Annotated in this window: 15 protein-coding genes; 11 read left to right on the top strand and 4 right to left on the bottom strand. The window is 69.3% G+C overall.

The genetic code is table 11. The features are described from left to right. The first annotated feature begins 191 nt into the window (after positions 1–191). The 9 genes from AC31A1_RS11230 to AC31A1_RS11190 all read left to right on the top strand — a co-directional run bounded on the left by AC31A1_RS11230 (position 192) and on the right by AC31A1_RS11190 (position 14,198). On the top strand, positions 192–4,154 hold the full coding sequence (locus tag AC31A1_RS11230) for a nitrate- and nitrite sensing domain-containing protein (protein ID WP_489653133.1): 3,963 nt from the start codon (positions 192–194) through the stop codon (positions 4,152–4,154). Positions 4,155–4,163: 9 nt separating this feature from the next. Continuing rightward, positions 4,164–4,577 carry a roadblock/LC7 domain-containing protein gene (locus AC31A1_RS11225; RefSeq protein WP_005479910.1) on the top strand — a complete coding sequence of 138 codons (414 nt, stop codon included), beginning with the start codon at positions 4,164–4,166 and terminating at the stop codon, positions 4,575–4,577. A gap of 111 nt (positions 4,578–4,688) precedes the next feature. Then, positions 4,689–5,087 (top strand): DUF742 domain-containing protein, encoded by a 399-nt coding sequence (locus AC31A1_RS11220; protein WP_019058642.1) that lies wholly within the window; start codon positions 4,689–4,691, stop codon positions 5,085–5,087. Next, positions 5,068–5,643 (top strand): GTP-binding protein, encoded by a 576-nt coding sequence (locus tag AC31A1_RS11215; RefSeq protein ID WP_006375318.1) that lies wholly within the window; start codon positions 5,068–5,070, stop codon positions 5,641–5,643. Before AC31A1_RS11220 ends, AC31A1_RS11215 begins: the two co-directional genes overlap by 20 nt. Before the next feature lie 402 nt (positions 5,644–6,045). Beyond that, positions 6,046–9,339 carry a nitrate- and nitrite sensing domain-containing protein gene (locus AC31A1_RS11210; protein WP_489653132.1) on the top strand — a complete coding sequence of 1,098 codons (3,294 nt, stop codon included), beginning with the start codon at positions 6,046–6,048 and terminating at the stop codon, positions 9,337–9,339. A gap of 10 nt (positions 9,340–9,349) precedes the next feature. Next, positions 9,350–9,763 carry a roadblock/LC7 domain-containing protein gene (locus tag AC31A1_RS11205; RefSeq protein ID WP_005479603.1) on the top strand — a complete coding sequence of 138 codons (414 nt, stop codon included), beginning with the start codon at positions 9,350–9,352 and terminating at the stop codon, positions 9,761–9,763. A gap of 94 nt (positions 9,764–9,857) precedes the next feature. Then, a complete protein-coding gene (locus AC31A1_RS11200) occupies positions 9,858–10,439 on the top strand; it encodes a DUF742 domain-containing protein (RefSeq protein ID WP_366490149.1) in 582 nt (193 codons plus the stop codon). Beyond that, positions 10,420–11,001, top strand: coding sequence for a GTP-binding protein (locus AC31A1_RS11195; protein ID WP_009314218.1), 582 nt, complete (start codon positions 10,420–10,422; stop codon positions 10,999–11,001). Before AC31A1_RS11200 ends, AC31A1_RS11195 begins: the two co-directional genes overlap by 20 nt. Positions 11,002–11,069: 68 nt before the next feature. Beyond that, positions 11,070–14,198, top strand: coding sequence for an NACHT domain-containing protein (locus AC31A1_RS11190; protein ID WP_489653131.1), 3,129 nt, complete (start codon positions 11,070–11,072; stop codon positions 14,196–14,198). A gap of 69 nt (positions 14,199–14,267) precedes the next feature. Here AC31A1_RS11190 and AC31A1_RS11185 read toward each other — a convergent pair whose 3' ends face one another. Together AC31A1_RS11185 and AC31A1_RS11180 are read right to left on the bottom strand one after the other, a co-directional pair. Next, on the bottom strand, positions 14,268–14,459 hold the full coding sequence (locus AC31A1_RS11185; RefSeq protein WP_200686376.1) for an acyl-CoA carboxylase subunit epsilon: 192 nt from the start codon (positions 14,457–14,459) through the stop codon (positions 14,268–14,270). Between the two features lie 56 nt (positions 14,460–14,515). Beyond that, on the bottom strand, positions 14,516–16,099 hold the full coding sequence (locus AC31A1_RS11180; RefSeq protein WP_489653130.1) for an acyl-CoA carboxylase subunit beta: 1,584 nt from the start codon (positions 16,097–16,099) through the stop codon (positions 14,516–14,518). A gap of 389 nt (positions 16,100–16,488) precedes the next feature. Between AC31A1_RS11180 and AC31A1_RS11175 the strand changes: the two genes are divergently transcribed. Continuing rightward, a complete protein-coding gene (locus AC31A1_RS11175) occupies positions 16,489–17,097 on the top strand; it encodes a YceI family protein (protein ID WP_489653129.1) in 609 nt (202 codons plus the stop codon). Here AC31A1_RS11175 and AC31A1_RS11170 read toward each other — a convergent pair. Together AC31A1_RS11170 and AC31A1_RS11165 are read right to left on the bottom strand one after the other, a co-directional pair. Then, positions 17,084–18,154 carry a DNA glycosylase AlkZ-like family protein gene (locus AC31A1_RS11170; protein WP_489653128.1) on the bottom strand — a complete coding sequence of 357 codons (1,071 nt, stop codon included), beginning with the start codon at positions 18,152–18,154 and terminating at the stop codon, positions 17,084–17,086. The two genes, AC31A1_RS11175 and AC31A1_RS11170, sit on opposite strands and share 14 nt — an antisense overlap. After that, positions 18,147–18,953, bottom strand: coding sequence for a DUF6461 domain-containing protein (locus AC31A1_RS11165; protein ID WP_489653127.1), 807 nt, complete (start codon positions 18,951–18,953; stop codon positions 18,147–18,149). The genes AC31A1_RS11170 and AC31A1_RS11165 overlap by 8 nt, the downstream gene beginning before the upstream one ends. 184 nt (positions 18,954–19,137) lie before the next feature. Here AC31A1_RS11165 and AC31A1_RS11160 point away from each other — a divergent pair. Beyond that, positions 19,138–19,393, top strand: a 256-nt coding sequence (locus AC31A1_RS11160) for an ATP-binding protein (RefSeq protein ID WP_489653126.1), incomplete at its 3' end; no start/stop codon positions are given.

Raw genomic sequence — 19,393 nt, 5'->3', positions numbered from 1 at the left:
GGAATTCCACGGACCGCCGCAGAATCAGCCCGGCGCGCAGAGGGCGCAACGCAGCGCCGAGGGCGGCGGAAGGGGGAGCGCCGGTCACTCACGACCACACACTGGGGGGCGCGTTCAGGGCGCTCCCTAAGACGCCGACACCGTCCTTCCGTTCGCGCGGAGGGGCGCCTGGTCCAGAGGTTGCGACGCTAGTGCAGGGACGTTTCAAGAGGGATGGCAGTGCTTCGGCGGAGCCGGAGCCGCATGGCGGGGCTGGCCCCAAGACCGGCAGCTCCTCGCCCCAGCACGCCCAGAACCCGGGCCCGGCGCCGTCAGGCGACGGTGGAGGCCCCGGGCGCCCCGGTGTGTCCGCAGCCCCGACCCCCGCGCCCCCGGTGAAGCCGCCGTCGGGCGCGCAAGGACCCGGATCGCGCGTCGCTCTGCGTAACTGGCGCATCTCCACGCGTCTGGTCTCGCTGCTCGCGCTCCCGGTGGTCGCGGCCACCTCGCTGGGCGCCCTGCGCATCAGCGACTCCATGACCGACATCCAGCAGCTCGACAACATGAAGCTGCTGACGGACATGACCAAGCAGGCCACCGAGCTGGCCACCGCGCTCCAGGAGGAGCGCGACCAGTCGGCCGGTCCCCTCTCGCACGGTGGCAAGGCCACCGACTACGAGGTCAAGGGCTACGAGGAGAAGACCGACCGCGCCCGCGACAACTTCATCAACGCCTCGGAAGAGGTGGACAGCGCCAGCAAGACCGGCCAGCTCCAGGGCGTCCGGGAGAGCCTGGTCGGTCTCGCGACCGAGCTGGACAACCTCGACAAGATCCGCAAGTCGGCGTACCAGTCGAAGGGCAACTCGACACAGACGGTCGACGCCTACCACCGGCTGATCAGCCAGCTGCTGGACCTGTCGCAGGACATGGCAGAGGCGACCAGCAACCCGGAGATGATCCAGCGCACCCGCGCCCTGGCGGCCTTCTCCGCCGCCAAGGAGTTCTCGTCCGTGCAGCGCGCCGTGATCGCGGCGGCCCTGCCGAACAACAACACGCAGCAGGGCGATCTCTCCGCCAACGACCGGCTCTACGCCGACTCCGCTCTGGAGAGCGAGAAGTCGGAACTGAGCATCTTCCGCAACATCTACGGCAACCAGGGCGCCGAGGAACTCATCGCGCCCATCGAGGACGGCAACCCGACCATCGAGTCGGCCGACACCTACGCCCAGCGCGTCCTCGACAACGCCAACGGCCTGGCCTCGCTGGACAAGCGGTCCTACAAGGACTGGGTGGACGACAGCTCGACCAAGATCGAGCAGATGAAGAAGATCGAGCACACGCTCCTTGAGGACATGGAGCAGAAGGCCCGCGAGCTGCGCTCCGCCTCCGAGCGCGAGGCGATCATCTCCGGTGCGCTGATCCTGCTCGTGCTCGGTGTCTCCCTCGTCGGCGCCTTCGTCATCGCCCGGTCCATGATCCGCTCGCTGCGCCGCCTCCAGGAGACCGCCAACAAGGTCGCCCAGGACCGGCTGCCCGAGCTGGTCAAGCAGCTCTCCGAGTCCGACCCGCAGGACGTCGACACGTCCGTGGAGTCGGTCGGTGTGCACTCCCGGGACGAGATCGGCCAGGTGGCCGCGGCCTTCGACGACGTGCACCGCGAGGCCGTCCGCCTCGCCGCCGAGCAGGCCCTCCTGCGGGGCAACGTCAACGCGATGTTCACCAACCTCTCGCGCCGCTCCCAGGGCCTCATCCAGCGTCAGCTCTCGCTCATCTCCGAGCTGGAGTCGCGCGAGGCCGACCCGGACCAGCTGTCCTCGCTCTTCAAGCTCGACCACCTCGCGACCCGCATGCGCCGTAACGGCGAGAACCTCCTGGTCCTCGCCGGTGAAGAGCCCGGCCGCCGCTGGACCCGTCCGGTCCCGCTGGTCGACGTGCTCCGCGCCGCCGCCTCCGAGGTGGAGCAGTACGAGCGCATCGAGCTCTCCTCCGTGCCGACCACCGAAGTGGCCGGCCGTGTGGTCAACGACCTCGTGCACCTCCTCGCCGAGCTGCTGGAGAACGCGACCTCCTTCTCCTCGCCGCAGACCAAGGTCAAGGTCACCGGTCACGCGCTGCCCGACGGCCGCGTCCTGATCGAGATCCACGACACCGGTATCGGCCTCTCCCCCGAGGACCTCGCGGCGATCAACGAGCGGCTCGCCTCGCCGCCCACCGTGGACGTCTCGGTCTCCCGCCGCATGGGCCTGTTCGTGGTCGGCCGCCTCTCGCAGCGCCACGGCATCCGCATCCAGCTCCGGCCGTCCGACTCCGGTGGTACGACCGCGCTGGTCATGCTCCCCGTCGACGTCGCCCAGGGCGGCAAGAAGCCCGCTCCGGGCAAGCCCGGTCAGGCCGCCGTCGGTTCCGCGGCGGCTGCCGCCGCGGCCGGTGCCGGTGCGGCCCGCCGGGGCAACGGCCAGGCCGGCTCCGCGCTCGGCGCGGGTGCGCCCGCCGGCAACGGTGGACTTCTCGGTGCCGGGGCCGCTCCGCGCGGCCAGGTCGGCGCCGGTCAGGGCCCGCGGGCAGCGCTGCCCGGTACGGGCGGTGGACGTCCGGGTGGACCCGGCGGTCCCGGTGGTCCGGGCGGTGCGCGTGGGCCTCAGGGTCCCTCGGCGCCGCAGGGCCGTCCGGCCGCGGGTTCCGGTGCCGGTCTCTTCGGCCAGGCCCCGGGCGCCCCGCAGGGTATGCAGGCCGCCGGTACAGGCACCCCGCAGGGCTTCGGCGACGGTCGCCAGGACGCCTTCGGCGGACCCCCGCCGCAGAGCAACCCGGTGCCCCCGCAGCGCACGAGCAACGACGAGCCCGAGCCGCCCCGCGGTGGTGGCCGGCGTCGCGGCCGTCAGGCGCAGCTCCCGCCGCGCGGTGGTGCACGGGCCGAGCTGCCCGGCGGCAACAACAGCCAGCGCCCCAGCTGGAGCGACGAGAACGCGCAGCCCCCGCTGGGCCGCGGCAACCTCGACGCCCCGCGCGGTCACGACGAGCGGGACCCGGAGCAGACCTCCCGGATGCCGCGCATCGACGACCGCCAGGGCCCCGCGGCCACGACGGAGATGCCGGCGATACCGCGCCTCGACGCCCAGGACAGCGGCCAGTTCCCGCGCCCGGGCGCCAACGGGCAGCAGAACACGGGCCAGTTCCCCCGTCCCGGCGCCAACGGGTCGCAGAACACCGGTCAGTTCCCCCGGCAGGGCGGCAACGGCCCTCAGGACACAGGGCAGTTCGCCCGTCCCGGTACGAACGGATCGCAGGGCAGTGGGCAGTTCCCGCGTCCGGGTACGGGCGGACCGGCGGACACCGGCTCGTTCCCGCGGCCGGAGTCCGACACCCCGCGTCCCGGCGCCAACTCCCCGCAGAACGGCGGCCAGTTCGTCCGCTCGGACGTCTTCGGCGCCCCGAACAGCCCGGCCGACAACCCGTCCAACCCGGCCAACACGGGACAGTTCGCCGTCCCGCAGGCGTACGACCCCAGCTCCACGGGGCAGTTCGCGACACCCGGCTTTGACAACGGCTCCACCGGTCAGCACAATCTGCCGAACCGTCAGAACCCCGCGAACACCGGGCAGTTCGAGCGGCCGCAGGTCAACGGGAACCGCAACGGCGCCGACCTCGGCACCGGGCGGCCGCCCGCCCCGCAGCGTCCCACCCGCCAGGAGCCCGAGGCGTTGCCGCCTGCCACGGGTCCCGGTGACGGCAGGACGCCGCTGTACGACACGCTGGAGACCAACTGGTTCCACGGCCAGCAGGCGGAGCAGCAGAGCCAGACCAACGGCTCCGCTCCCGCCCCGCAGCCGCAGGCACCGTCGGCTCCGGCGACACCCCCTCAACGTCCCACGGGCGGTACGTGGCGCAGCTCGCCGAACGACGACCTCGTTCGGCAGGCAGAGCGTGTACGGCAACCGGCCGCGGGCGGCGTCACCACTTCCGGCCTGCCGCGCCGGGTGCCCAGGGCGAACCTCGTCCCGGGCACGGCTCAGCAGCAACAGCACCAAACCGGTCCGCAGGTCTCCCGTGCGCCTGATGACGTACGCGGCCGGCTGACCAATCTCCGTCGGGGCATCGCACAGGGTCGACAGGCCGGTACGGGTACCGGCCAGACCGGCAGCTTCCCCAGCCCCACTCACCAGCAGGAGCGTTAGTTGAGCCAGATGAGCCAGGCGGCACAGAACCTCAACTGGTTGATAACCAACTTCGTGGACAACACCCCGGGTGTGTCCCACACCGTCGTCGTGTCTGCCGACGGACTCCTTCTGGCCATGTCGGAAGGGTTCCCGCGCGACCGCGCCGACCAGCTCGCGGCCGTGGCCTCCGGGCTCACCTCGCTGACGGCCGGGGCATCCCGGATCTTCGAGGGCGGCGACGTGGCACAGACGGTCGTGGAGATGGAACGGGGATTCCTCTTCCTCATGTCCGTCTCGGACGGCTCGTCCCTGGCCGTGCTCGCGCACCCCGAGTGCGACATCGGTCTCGTCGGCTACGAGATGGCATTGCTCGTCGATCGTGCGGGGGCGGTCCTCACACCGGACCTGCGCGCCGAACTCCAGGGCAGTCTGCTTCACTGACCGGCCCCGGCACCACCCGTCTCACCAAATCACCGTCCGGCCGCCACAATCCCCCCACCGGCCCTGTCAGACGGCTAGCCCGACCGACTTGCTGTCCCGCCCGGAGGATTCATGACCCCGCCCACCGCCTCTCACGACCCGTACGCCGAGCCGTACGGGGACGAGGGCGACCAGCCGCTGGTCCGTCCGTACGCGATGACCGGCGGCCGGACCCGGCCGCGCTACCAGCTCGCCATCGAGGCGCTGATCAGCACCACGGCCGACCCGGCAGCGCTGATGGGACTGCTCCCTGAGCACCAGCGCATCTGCCACCTGTGCCGCGAGGTCAAGTCGGTCGCGGAGGTGTCGGCACTCCTCGCCATGCCCCTCGGTGTGGCCAGGATCCTCGTCGCGGACCTCGCCGAGGCCGGACTGGTGGCCATCCACCAGCCGGGCGGCGACGAGAACAACGGCGGCGCACCGGACGTGACGCTGCTCGAAAGGGTGCTCAGTGGACTTCGCAAGCTCTGACGGAGGGCGGGCGACCACCTCCGCGAAGATCGTGGTGGCGGGTGGCTTCGGCGTCGGCAAGACCACGTTCGTGGGTGCCGTCTCGGAGATCAACCCGCTGCGCACGGAGGCCGTCATGACGTCCGCGTCCGCGGGCATCGACGACCTCACCCACACCGGGGACAAGACCACCACCACGGTGGCCATGGACTTCGGACGCATCACCCTGGACCAGGACCTGATCCTGTACCTCTTCGGTACGCCGGGTCAGGACCGCTTCTGGTTCATGTGGGACGACCTGGTGCGCGGCGCGATCGGCGCCGTCGTCCTGGTCGACACCCGTCGTCTCGCCGACTGCTTCCCAGCGGTCGACTACTTCGAGAACAGCGGGCTGCCCTTCGTCATCGCCCTCAACGGCTTCGACGGGCACCAGCCATACAACCCGGAGGAGGTGCGCGAGGCGCTGCAGATCGGTCCGGACGCGCCGATCATCACGACGGACGCCCGGCACCGCTCGGACGCGAAGAGTGCGCTGATCACGCTGGTCGAGCACGCGCTCATGGCCCGGCTGCGGTAGCTCTCGGCGAGCCCCGCATATGCAGTTCTCAAGTCGGCAGCGCCGTACGGCAGTTGTCGTAGACGCCCCGGAGCCGGCTGTGGCCTTTGACACGGTCGGCCCCGGTGTTCATAACGTTTCGGCAGAGGAATCGGGTGGTACCGCAACGCGTCGCGGTCATCCGGTGCCACTGCGCTAACAAAGCCCCGTCTTTTGGCGGGGCTCGCTCTTTATGACCGTTTTATCTGGGGCTTACATCACTCGGAATCCGCGGTTCCGACTGTTTGGAATCGCGCATGCTGACGTGCTGGAATGCGTGAACTGCCCAATAGTCAACGACGTACTGATAAGCAGAGGTCGTTGACGGGCTTGAGACACTGCGGCACGACGATAGGTGCCGACCGCCGGAAGGTTGTTGGTCGAGTGAGGCGAAGCAAGAACGGTCCCGAGCCGTCGGCCCGGGGCAACTTCACCCCGCCGCCGCGCGGAGCGGCGCCCGCCCCTGTGCCAGGCTCGGAGCCCACGGCGCCACCCGCTCCGAGCGGCGGCCGTTTCTCCCTCCGCAACTGGCGGGTGCCGACCAAGCTGAACGCGATCCTGCTGATACCCGTGGCGGTCGGCCTGGTGGTGGGCGGCTTCCAGGTGAAGGGGTCGATCGACACCTGGCAGGACGCGCGGGACGCGGAGAACACCGCGCGCTTGGTGCAGGCCGCCCTGACGTACAGCAACGCGATCCTCGTCGAACGCGACGTGAGCGCCGAGCCGCTGCTGGAGGGCAAGGGCGCGACCGACAAGACGGTCGCCGCCGCCCGCAAGGCGACGGACCAGGCCGCGGACGAGTTCGACAAGGCCGCCCTGAAGATGCCGGACCGGGCCAACCTGAAACGCCGCCTGGCCAACTTCCAGAAGGTGGAGCCGCAACTCTCGCAGATCCGCGCGACCGCCTACACCTCCAAGGTGACGGGCGTGCAGACCGAAGAGGCCTACACCAGCGTCGAGCAGCCGCTCCTGTCGTTCACCAACGAACTCGGCCTCGGTACCGGCAACATCACCAGTTATGGCCGCTCGCTCTACGCCATCGCCCTGGCCAAGGGTGCGGTGTCCCTGGAGCGCTCCATCGGCATCCACCTTTTGATCAAGCCGGGCACCAGCGCCACGAGCCTGGCCCAGCAGCGCACAGCCCTCACGTCGTACGCCTACCTGGAGGGCATCGGCATCCAGGAGTACCAGTACGGCGGCACCGCCGAGGACGTGGCCACGCTGCAGAAAGCCGTGGCGAAGATCAAGTCCGACGCCACGGCGATGGTCAAGCAGGCGGCCTCGCAGGCGGCGGCCCAGAACGCGACCTATGTGCCGCCGCCGTCCGACGACCCGACCGACATGGTCAAGGCCATCTCGCAGCTCCAGACCACGGACCCGGCCGCGCGCCAGGCTCTCGCCGCCAAGGGCGTCAGCACGACGAACTGGTGGGGCATCACCACCCTGAAGTACAACGCCTACCGCAAGATCGAGTCCGACAAGGCGCAGACCGCGGTGAACGAGGCCTCGGACATCTCCGACAACGCCAAGCGCGACGCCATCATCACCGGTGCCGCCGTCGTCGTCGCTCTGCTCCTCGCCTTCATCCTGGCCGGCGCTGTCGCCCGCCAGATGAGCCGCGCGATGCGCCAGCTGCGCAACGCCGCCTTCGGCATCGCCGAGCAGCGCCTGCCGATGCTGGTCGACCAGCTCTCGCGCACCGACCCCGGCCGCGTCGACACCCGCGTCCAGCCGATCCCCATCACCACCACGGACGAGATCGGCGAAGTCGCCCGGGCCTTCGACCAGGTCCACCGCGAGGCCGTACGACTGGCCGCTGAGCAGGCTCTCCTGCGGGGCAACATCAACGCGATCTTCACCAACCTGTCGCGTCGCAACCAGTCGCTGATCGAGGGCCAGCTGACCCTGATCACCGACCTGGAGAACAACGAGGCCGACCCGGACCAGCTGGAGAACCTCTTCCGCCTGGACCACCTCGCGACCCGTATGCGCCGCAACGGCGAGAACCTCCTGGTCCTCGCCGGCGAGGAGCCCGGCCGCCGCTGGGACCAGCCGGTCCCGCTGGTCGACGTGCTGCGCGCCGCCTCCTCCGAGGTGGAGCAGTACGAGCGCATCGAGCTGTCGGGCGTCCCGGAGGCCGAGATCCACGGCCGCGCCGTGACCGACCTCGTGCACCTGCTCGCCGAGCTGCTGGAGAACGCGACGACGTTCTCCTCCCCGCAGACCAAGGTCCGTGTGACGGCCACCCGTCTCCCCGACGGCCGGGTCATGATCGAGATCCACGACAAGGGCATCGGCCTCACCGCCGAGGACTTCGCGGACATCAACCACAAGCTGGCCAACCCGCCGACCGTGGACGTCGCGATCTCCCAGCGCATGGGCCTGTTCGTGGTCGGCCGCCTCTCCGACCGGCACGGCATCCGCGTCCAGCTCCGCCCCTCCGGCGAGCAGGCCGGCACGACCTCGCTGGTCATGCTGCCGGACGCGATCACGCACGGTGGCGGTGGCGAATCGCAGCTCCAGCGCGACGAGTTCACCGTCTCGCAGATCATGCCGGAGCAGCCGCAGCAGCAGTTCCAGGGCGAGGACTTCAACCACGCCCCGCTGCGCACGGCCGCCGAGCTGGGCTTCGACGACACCCGCTACTCCGAGGTGCCGGACGACATCCGCGAGCTGGACCCGGTGGGCCGCTCGCTGATGCGCGAGGAGCGCCGCGCGGCCCTGGAGTCCCAGAAGCCGGGCCAGGAGCTCGAAGCGGGCGAGTACGCGGAGTTCAACGAGTTCGACGCCCCGCAGCAGCAGCCCTACGGCAACGGCCAGCAGGGCTACCAGGACCAGCCGACCGGCTTCACCGGCCAGCCGGCGTACGAGGAGCAGCAGCAGACGTCGTACGACGAGCCGCGCCAGCCCTCGTACGACGAGCAGTACTTCCCGCCGAACGGCGGGGCACCGCAGACCGACTCCTTCCCCGACTCCTTCCCGTCGAACGGCGGTTACCCGGAGCCCGGGTACGCCGAGCCGACGCGGGAGGAGCACGCGTCGCCGCACCCCACGGGGTCGGAGACGTATGCGGGCTTCGAAGAGCCGTCCTACCAGGACGACTGGCCGCAGCAGGACGGTTACCGCAACGGGTACCCGGACCAGTACGCTCCGGAAGCGGAGTCCACGCAGGCCGCTGACGTGAGTGAGCGGGACCACGTAGGCTTCGAGCGTCCGGGCCCGGCCCCCTCCGCCGTCCACGCGCTGACCGACGCCGGACTGCCGCGCCGCGGTTCGGCCGCGAACGGTTCGAACGGTTCGCAGCCCGCACAGCCGGGGCCGGCGGCCTCGGCGCCGGAGAGCAAGGTCGATGTCTTCGGCACGGCGAACGGCAACACCGGCGCCGTGGACTGGCGGTCGGCGAACGACGAGCGCTGGCAGCAGGCGTCGGCGCTGAAGAAGCCGAAGGCGGGCGGGGTCACCTCCTCCGGCCTGCCGCGGCGGGTACCCAAGGCCAACCTGGTCGAGGGCACCGCCGAGAGCACCCCCCAGGGCGGCCCCCAGGTCTCCCGCGCTCCCGAGGACATCCGGGGCAGGCTGAGCAACCTGCGCCGCGGGGTCCAGCGGGGACGCAGCGAAGGCAGTGAAACGAACGGTCAGGGCTTCGGCTCTGACAGCACCTACAACCAGGAGCGTTAGTGTGAGCCCGATGAGCCAGGCGGCGCAGAACCTGAACTGGTTGATCACCAACTTCGTGGACAACACCCCGGGGGTGTCCCACACCGTGGTGGTCTCCGCCGACGGACTCCTTCTGGCGATGTCCGAAGGGTTCCCGCGTGACCGTGCCGACCAGTTGGCGGCCGTAGCGTCGGGTCTTACCTCACTGACCGCCGGTGCCTCGCGCATCTTCGAGGGCGGCAGCGTGAACCAGACGGTTGTGGAGATGGAGCGGGGATTCCTCTTCATCATGTCCGTATCCGATGGTTCCTCCCTCGCGGTTCTCGCGCACCCCGAGGCGGACATCGGCCTCATTGGGTACGAGATGGCCCTTCTGGTGGACCGTGCGGGCACGGTCCTGACCCCGGACCTTCGAGCAGAGCTCCAGGGGAGCCTTCTCAACTAACAGACGGACGGTGCGTTTTGGCGTCCTGAGGCCATAAGGTTTCGGGACGCGGCTCCACATTGATGGGTGCCCGGCACAGTCGGAGGAGGAGAAAGTGGCAACACCCCCAGGCGGTTCGTCTTCGGGCAACTGGTCGTACGGTCCCGGCCAGGGGCAGGGCGACGGTTCCCAGAACCGGTACAACTTCCCCTCCTCGCCGTCCCCGCGCCGCCCGCAGTACCCCCAGGGCCCGCAGGGTCCCGGCCCGTCGCCGTACGACCAGCCGCCGGCGCCGCGCATCCAGCCCGTGCAGCCCCATCGGCGCTCCCCCGAGTCGGCACCCGCCGGGTCGACGAGCAACCCCTTGGTGCGTCCGTACGCCATGACCGGCGGCCGGACCCGCCCCCGCTACCAGCTCGCCATCGAGGCGCTGGTGCACACCACCGCGCAGCCGCACCAGATGCAGGGCCAGTTGCCCGAGCATCAGCGGATCTGCAACCTCTGCCGGGAGATCAAGTCGGTGGCCGAGATCTCGGCCCTCCTGACGATCCCTCTCGGTGTGGCCAGGATCCTCGTCGCCGACTTGGCGGAGGCGGGCCTGGTCGCCATCCATCAACCCGGCGGCGACGAGAACGCCGGCGGCCAGCCAGATGTGACACTGCTCGAAAGGGTGCTCAGTGGACTTCGCAAGCTCTAGCGGAGGGCCTTCCCGCTCCACCACCTCGGCGAAGATCGTGGTGGCGGGTGGCTTCGGCGTGGGCAAGACCACGTTCGTCGGGGCCGTCTCGGAGATCAACCCGCTGCGTACCGAGGCTGTGATGACGTCCGCGTCCGCGGGCATCGACGACCTCACCCACACCGGAGACAAGACGACCACGACGGTCGCGATGGACTTCGGCCGTATCACCCTGGACCAGGACCTGATCCTGTACCTCTTCGGTACGCCGGGCCAGGACCGCTTCTGGTTCATGTGGGACGACCTGGTGCGCGGCGCGATCGGCGCGATCGTGCTCGTGGACACCCGTCGTCTCGCCGACTGCTTCCCCGCGGTCGACTACTTCGAGAACTCGGGTCTCCCCTTCGTCATCGCCCTCAACGGCTTCGACGGCCAGCAGCCGTACAACCCGGACGAGGTCCGCGAGGCCCTGCAGATCGGCCCGGACACCCCGATCATCACGACGGACGCCCGCCACCGCGCGGACGCCAAGTCGGCGCTGATCACGCTGGTGGAGCACGCGCTGATGGCGCGGCTGCGGTAGCCAACTCGCTTGTGTCGAGGGGCCCTTTCCTTCGGGAGAGGGCCCCTTTGTCGTAGCCCGCTGCCACAATGAACGCTCTTGAATCCGGCAAGGGGGACGGGATGAGCGCGGAGGCGGCGGCACTGCGTCTGGGGACGACCGTGGTGAAGGCGGCGGCGCAGACGTGGCTGGGGGGCAGGCGGCGGGAGCAGGAGCGCCGGCTGCCGATGGACGATCTCGTACGGCTGCGGGTGTCGGGGCTGCGCCAACAGCGCAGCATCCAGCGCCAGTTCGAGGAGATGGCCGACACGGTGGCCGCGCGGATCGAGCCGTTCCTGGCCCAGGAGTTCCGCGGCCTGGACGAGAGCGGCCGGGAAGCGGCACTCAACGGCGTGTGCGACACCTTCGCGCACGCCGACCTCTCCGACGAGGCGGTCCTGGCGGCCGACGCGCAGCCGGCCGAACTGATCCGCCGCATCAGGGCATCGGTGAGCCCACCGGTCGGCCTGAACGAACCCGAGACGCGCCTCTACGAACTCCTCTTCAGCGAGTGCTGCGAGTACTACGTCAGCATCGTGCGGACCCTGCCGGTCTTCGAGGAGCGGACCCTGGCCGAACTGCTGGCCCGCACCAGCTCGTTGAGCGACCGGGTCGCCCGCGTCCTCGAACGCCTCCCGGACCGCTCCCTGTTCGCCCCGGACGGCACCGACCAGGACCAGGAATTCCACCGCTGGTACATGGAGCTGGTCAGCAACACCCTCGACGAGGTGGAGCTGTTCCGCCGCACGTCCGACCGCGCCGCCGCGCAGGTACGGCTGTCGGTGGCCTACGTCAGCCTGCGCGCCACCGGGGACGACGGCACCCGCCGCCGCACGGCCCGCGCGCTGCCGCTCAGGCCGGATCTGAGCGGCTGGGAGGAGTCCGGGACGGAGAGTTCCGGGATGCGGGTGGAGTCGGCGCTCGGCGGGGCGTCCAGGGTGCTCCTGCGCGGCGAGGCGGGCTCCGGCAAGACCACGCTGCTGCGCTGGCTGGCGATCACGGCGGCCCGGGGCGCCTTCACCGCCGAACTCGCCGACTGGAACGGCCTCACACCCGTCTTCGTCAAACTCCGCGAGTACAGCGGCCGTTCGCTCCCCAAGAAGCCCGAGGAACTGCTGGACGGTGTCGCCGGGAACATCACCGGCATCATGCCCAGGGGCTGGGTGGAACGCCAACTCCGGGACAACAAGGTCCTGTTGCTGGTGGACGGAGTGGACGAACTCCTCGGTTCGGAACGGCGATCGGTCCGGGACTGGCTGCGGAGGCTCCTCGGGACATACGACGGCATACGTGTGGTGGTGACCTCGCGTCCGACCGCCGCCGGGGCGGACTGGCTGCGCCGGGAGGACTTCACCGCGCTGCACCTGGACCGGATGACACCCCCGGACCTGGCCGCGTTCGTACGGCAGTGGCACGAGGCCGTCCGCGAACTGGGTGACGAACTCCCCTGCGGCGTCGACGAGTTGCCGCGCTACGAACAGTCCCTGCTCAACAGCCTAAAGGACCGCGCCCACCTCCAGTCCCTGGCGGGCACCCCACTGCTGGCCGCCATGCTCTGCGCGATGCACCTGAACCGGGGCAGCCAACTCCCCCGGGATCGCATGGAGTTGTACCGCAACGCGCTGCACACCCTGGTCCACGACCGCGACGCCGACCGGAACGTACCTAGCGCCCTGGACAGCAAGCTAAGCCTCGGCGACAAGCTGGTCGTGCTGCGGGATCTGGCCTGGCGCCTGTCGGACAACAACCGCAGCGAGATCGCCCTGGACCAGGCCGCTGTCCATGTCGCGGCCAAGCTAACGGCGATGCGGCACCTGGAGGTACAGGACGGTCACGGGGTCCTGGAACAGTTGCGGGACCGCTCCGGCATCCTCCGCTCCCCCGTCGAGGGCCGCCTGGACTTCGTCCACCGGACTTTCCAGGAGTACCTGGCCGCGGAGGAGGCCACGGAGGAGGACCGGATCGGCAACCTGGTCGGGCGGGCGCATCTGGACCTGTGGCGCGAGACGATCATCATGGCCGCGGGGCATGCCAACTCCCGTCAGCGGCAGGAGTTGTTGGACGGAATCCTGGATCGGGCGGAGGCGGAGCCTCGGTATGCGCGGGGGCTGCGGTTGCTCGCGGCTTCTTGTCAGGAGACGTTGCCGACGGTTTCGGATGGGTTGGCGGGGCGGTTGGACGGGGCGGTGGCAGCGCTGCTTCCGGCTCGTCGGCATACGGATCCCCCGGCTCTGGCGGCTGTGGGGACGAGCCTGCTGCGGCGGTTGCCGCGTTCACTGGGCGGGCTGACGGAAAAGGCCGCAGTACAGACGGTGCGGACGGTGGCTTTGGTCGGCGGTGAAGAGGCGTTGGCCTTAATGGTCGGGTACGCCGAGGACCGGCGCCACGCTGTCGTCGACGAAATCATTGAGGCCTGGGCGTACTTCGACGCAGACGCCTACAGCGAGCAGGTATTGGCCGGGCTGCCATTGGGGGGACACCACGTTCGTCTCACACACTCCCAGCAGTGGCGCGCAGCGACTCGGTTGAGGTCCATCACGAGGCTGTCGATTGAATACCCACTCCCAACGCTTGCTGCCGTGGACCAGCTCCCACCCCTGGCGGAGATGTCGGTCTACAACCTCCGTGGCCCCGGAGACCTCTCAGTGCTCATGGCTCACCCGCAGCTGGAGTGGCTCGCGGTCTTTGGGCGAGGAAAGCTGCATGGGCTCGCATCCGTGGAGAACTTGGGGAGCCTCTACTCCCTGGCGCTTGACCACCGGGACACGGCCGACCTCGACAGTCTGCGTCTTGGGCCGTCCACGTCCTGGCTGAGCCTCTACGAGCTGAGCGAGACCAGCGAACTGACCTCTTTGAGAGACTTCCCCAATGTCAGACACCTTCTTCTGGAGACGGCGCGCGCATGTAGGCCACGCGGCTTGAGCAGCGTCTCCGCCATGGCCGGGCTCCGTGACCTCCACCTCAGCGCCATGCACTTGCCGGAGTGGCTGACAGCACATGAGCCCCTTCGAACCGAACTGCAGACGCTCACGCTCCATCACTGCGTCTTGCCCGGGGACTCCCATGCCTACCGCGACCTCAGTTCCCTCGACTCGCTGTCCATCACGTCCTGCCGGTCTCCCGACGGCACCCCCATCACCGCCCTCGACCTCCCGGTCAAGAACCTCACCATCCGCTGACCCGCAAACGCCAACGGTCCCACCCTCCCGCAGGAGAGTGGGACCGCCGTAAACGCGCTGAAACGCTGCTCAGTGCCAGCTGTGCGGCGCCCGAAACCCGCCCTCGCGCTCCAGCCGGCGCCAGCCGGCCTTCGGCAGCGGACGGTGGGCCGGGGTTTCCGCAGGCGCGGCCGCCGCGCGGGCCAGGAGGATGGCCGTGATGGCGGCGACTTCCTCGGGCTCGGCGTGGCCCTTCTCGACACGAATGTCAGGGGTGCTCATAGGTTCAGTCTCCGTGGCTGAGGTTTCCGCGCGGGTGGCGCGGCGGGTCCGCTGGGTTACTGCGGGGGGTTGCCGTGCTTACGCGAGGGCAGGTCGGCGTGCTTGGTGTGCAGCATCGCGAGGGAGCTGATGAGTACTTCGCGGGTCTCGGCCGGGTCGATGACGTCGTCGACGAGTCCGCGCTCAGCCGCGTAGTACGGGTGCATCAGCTCGGACTTGTACTCCTTGACCATGCGCGTACGCATCGCCTCGGGGTCCTCGGCGTCGGCGATCTGGCGGCGGAAGATGACGTTGGCGGCACCTTCGGCGCCCATCACGGCGATCTCGTTGGTGGGCCAGGCGTAGGTGAGGTCGGCGCCGATGGACTGGCTGTCCATGACGATGTAGGCACCTCCGTACGCCTTGCGCAGGATGAGCGAAATCCTCGGCACGGTGGCGTTGCAGTACGCGTAGAGCAGCTTCGCTCCGTGCCGGATGATTCCGCCGTGCTCCTGGTCGACGCCGGGAAGGAATCCCGGAACGTCCAGGAACGTAACGATCGGAATGTTAAAAGCGTCACACATCTGGACAAAGCGCGCAGCTTTTTCACTGGCCTCGATGTCCAGGACGCCCGCGAGGGTCTGCGGCTGGTTGGCGACGATGCCGACGACCTGGCCGTCGAGGCGGGCCAGCGCGCAGATGATGTTGCGGGCCCAGCGCTCGTGGACTTCCAGGTAGTCGCCGTCGTCGACGATCTCCTCGATGACCTTGGTCATGTCGTACGGCCGGTTGCCGTCGGCCGGGACCAGGTCCAGCAGGATCTCCGAGCGGCGCTCGGCCTCGTCACTCGACTCGGCGCGGGGCGGGTTCTCGCGGTTGTTCTGCGGGAGCATCGACAGGAGGTAGCGCACCTCGGCGAGGCAGGTCTCCTCGTCGTCGTAGGCGAAGTGACAGACACCGGAGGTCTCGGCGTGGACGTCGGCGCCGCCGAGGCCGTTCTGGCTGATCTCCTCGCCGGTGACCGCCTTGACGACGTCGGGGCCGGTGATGAACATCTGGGAGGTCTCGCGGACCATGAAGACGAAGTCGGTGAGGGCGGGGCTGTAGGCCGCGCCGCCGGCGCACGGGCCGAGCATCACGCTGATCTGCGGGATGACACCGGAGGCCTTGGTGTTGCGCTGGAAGATGCCGCCGTAGCCGGCGAGGGCGGAGACGCCCTCCTGGATACGGGCACCCGCGCCGTCGTTCAGGGAGACCAGGGGTGCGCCGGCCGCGATGGCCATGTCCATGATCTTGTGGATCTTCGTGGCGTGGGCCTCGCCCAGCGCGCCGCCGAAGATCCGGAAGTCGTGCGCGTAGACGAAGACCGTGCGGCCCTCGACCGTGCCCCAGCCGGTGATGACACCGTCCGTGTACGGCTTCTTCGCCTCCAGGCCGAAGCCCACGGCGCGATGCCGGCGCAACTGCTCGACCTCACGGAAGGACCCGGGGTCGAGGAGCAGGTCGATGCGCTCCCGGCCGGTCAGCTTCCCCTTGGCGTGCTGCGCCTCGGTCGCCTTCTCGCTCGGGCCGGCCAGTGCCCGCGCACGGATCTCGTGCAGCTCGGCCACTCGCCCGCGCGCGTCCGTCGGCTCACCCGGCGCCTCATCCAAAACGGTCATGTACCGACCCTACGAAGGAGACGAAGGAAAGGGCGCCGTCGACTCTGCACAGTCTCCGGACCGTTTTCCTGGTACCCCTGAACAGAACCTCACGGGCATGCAGCCGTTCCGACTGCTCACGGGGCATGCCGGTTGTAGGGGTTACACAAACCCGACAGCTGAGAGCCACCTCACATTCATGTGCGGCGGATGCCATCTCCGGAGTGATTCCCGGAGTGGTTCTCGCGTTGCCGGGACCGCCGGGAGAGCGTACTCGTAGTAGTTGGCACAACGCCCTGCGGATGATGTTGAAAATTGAATGGAATAGGTCTACGGTCCTTCGTGTTGGCATCGTTGAACATTCAACAGATTCATCCCCGCACCACTCCCGTCCCCTTTAGGAGCACGTCATGGGCATCTTCGGCCGCAAGAGCGACGAGACCGACACCACCTCGGCACCCGCCGCCGTCAACCCCGATCTGGCCGCACTGACCGGCGAGTACACCATCGACCCCGCGCACACCACGCTCGGCTTCACCGCCCGCCACGCGATGGTCACCAACGTCAAGGGCAAGTTCCTCGACTTCACCGGCACGCTGCACCTGGACGGCAGTGACCCGGCCAAGTCCACCGCGTCCCTCGACGTCAAGATGGACAGCATCGACACCGGCTCCCCGGACCGCGACGGTCACCTCAAGAGCGCGGACTTCTTCAAGACGGAGGAGTTCCCCACGATGACCTTCCGCTCCACCTCGGCCGAGGCCCTCGGCGGCGACGACTACCGCATCACCGGCGACCTGGAGATCCTCGGCAACACCAAGCCGATCACCATCGACCTGGAGTTCAACGGCGCCGCGAAGGACCCGTTCGGCAACGAGCGTGTCGGCTTCGAGGGCAAGGCCGAGATCCTGCGCTCCGAGTTCGGCCTCACCTGGAACGCGTCGTTGGAGACCGGTGGCGTCCTCGTCTCCGACAAGATCAAGCTGAACTTCGACATCTCGGCGATCAAGAGCGCCTGAGGCCCAGCCACACCGCCAGATCCTCGATCTCGGCGTCCACGGCATCGGCGATGCTCCGGGTGAACTCCACGTCCTGATGGACGGCGTTCACCAGGAGCACGCCGGCCTTGCGGTCGGCGGTGGCGTCGAGCTTCCCGACGAGCCGGTCACCGTAGAGAATCGGCAGTGCGAAGTAACCCCAGCGGCGCTTCTCGGCCGGCTTGTACATCTCCAACTGGTAGTCGTAGCCGAAGAGTTCGGTGGTGCGCTTCCGGTCGTGAATCAGCCGGTCGAACGGCGAGAGCAGTGCGGCCCGCCCGCTGAACGGCCGCTCCAGGTACGCCGGATCGACCCTCCATTCCCCCTTCACCCCTTCCACGACGGCCGGTTCGCCGGCCTCGCCGACGACGGCGGGTTCGACCGGGAGTGCGGTGCCGGTGGCCCGGGCGATACCGAGCGCGCGCAGCCGCCGTTCGTTCCGTCGGCGGCGTGCCTCGTCGAGCGGGACGGCGGGTTCGTCCGGGTAGACGCGTGAGGCCAGGTCCCAGAGCCGCTCACGCCCCGCCCGCCCCGCGATGGCGACTTCCCCTCTGAGCACCATCAGCTCCAGCAGCTGACTGACGTTACGGTTGTGCGTCCACCCCGACGACTTCCACGGCACCGCACACGTGTCGGGCAACTCCCTTGAGGTGAGCGGCCCTTGACCGCCGAGCCGCTCCAGAATGTCCCGCCTGCACGCGTCGTTGGCGGCGACCCACTCGCGGTAGTGCTTCGATTCCCTTTCCCATACGGCCATGTCGGCGCGGTACAGCGCCAGGTCCTCACTCGGCCGGATCATCGCCCGGAGTTCGAGGAGGGTCCGCTCCTTGAGTGCCGCCGTCAGCTCGTCCGGTGCGTACGACGAGCCGAGACGGCTCCAGGCGACCAGGTCGGCGTTGGGGGCGATCGCGGCGATCGGATCGATCTGGAGCAGGGTCAACTGGCGTACGACCGCGTGGAGTTCCGTCGGGCGGTGGGCGTCGAGGAGTTGGGCCTGGACGGCGATGATGCGGGCTTGGGGGTGGGTGAGTTCATGCATGGGGGCTCCACTCGACGCGTGCAGTGAGGTGGTGTGCCCGTCGTTGCCACCACTCGGGGTCGGTGGCCCGCTCGTACTCCTTGCGCAGGCCGGCCGGGATCAGGCGCAGGTGTGTGTCGGGCACGGGTTTGTCGTTGGCCGCGGCCCACGCGGAGATCTGTTCGAAGTCGGGGGCCGGTGAACCCATGATCGCGTACACCGGGAGGGGGTCTTCGGCGAGTACGGAGCGGGGCAGGGAGAGGCCGAAGCGTTCCTCGAAGACGGCCAGGCCGAGGCGTTTGCGGTCGGCGTAGTCGTCGATGCCGATGCCGGGGTCGCGGTAGGTCTCCCCGTCCGGGTGCATGATCCCGGCGGCCACGAGGTCGGGCAGGAGCAGATCGGGTTCGTCCCCGTAGCGGTTGTTCTCCTCGCAGAGCCCGAATCCGCAGACGGTGCGGCCGTCGCGCGCGTACATGACGATGGTGGGCGGGTGCTCCGAGTTGTAGTGGTAATGGACGGCTTCTACGCCGTCCCGCGAGACCTCCGCCAGCCGCTCGATGTAGGGACCGTACGTGATGGCGAACGCCCAGCCGGCGTCCTCGCCGACGCGGATCACGGCGCTGCCCGGCCCGCGATCGGGGTAGCCGTCGATGTCGAGTTCGGCCATCTCGGTGTCGGTCATCGGTTCCGCCGTCGCCCCGGGCGGTGCGCCCATGCGGAGCGCGAGTTCCTCGGCTCCGATGCCGCGGGCGAAGTGGACGTCCAGCATCCAACCGGAACTCGTCGTGGCGCCCACCAGCCACTGAATGCCATCCCCCACGTGCCGCCCCTTTCCGCAACGAACAGACGCCCTGCATGTGTCTGTTGACCCTAGGACGCCCCACTGACATCCCGGGCACTATGGGGTACGGCAGTGGGTGGTGCTGCGTGGGGACGAGCGGTGGGCGGGGTCAGTGGGCGACGGGGATTACTTCGACTTTCGGGGCGGTACGTTCCACGGGCCTGTGACGGGGAAATCGGAGTCCCCGCGTAGGGCGCCCTCCCCCACGGCACTGTCCGCGCTGCCTGCCGCGCCCGCCGTCTTCACCGGTCGTGAGGACGAGGTGGCCGAGTTGTTGGGTGCGCTCGATCCGAGGGTCGGTGGTGGCTCCGAGTCCGTCGTCATCTCTGCCGTCTCGGGGCTGGGCGGCGTCGGAAAGACCGCGCTGGCGTTGTGTGTTGCGCATGAGGCGCGGGGGCGGGGGTGGTTTTCCGGGGGTG

It is taken from the genome of Streptomyces sp. P5F9, assembly GCF_057961495.1.
The sequence above is the reverse complement of the archived record's forward strand: the minus strand, read 5'-3'. Positions and strand labels throughout refer to the sequence as shown.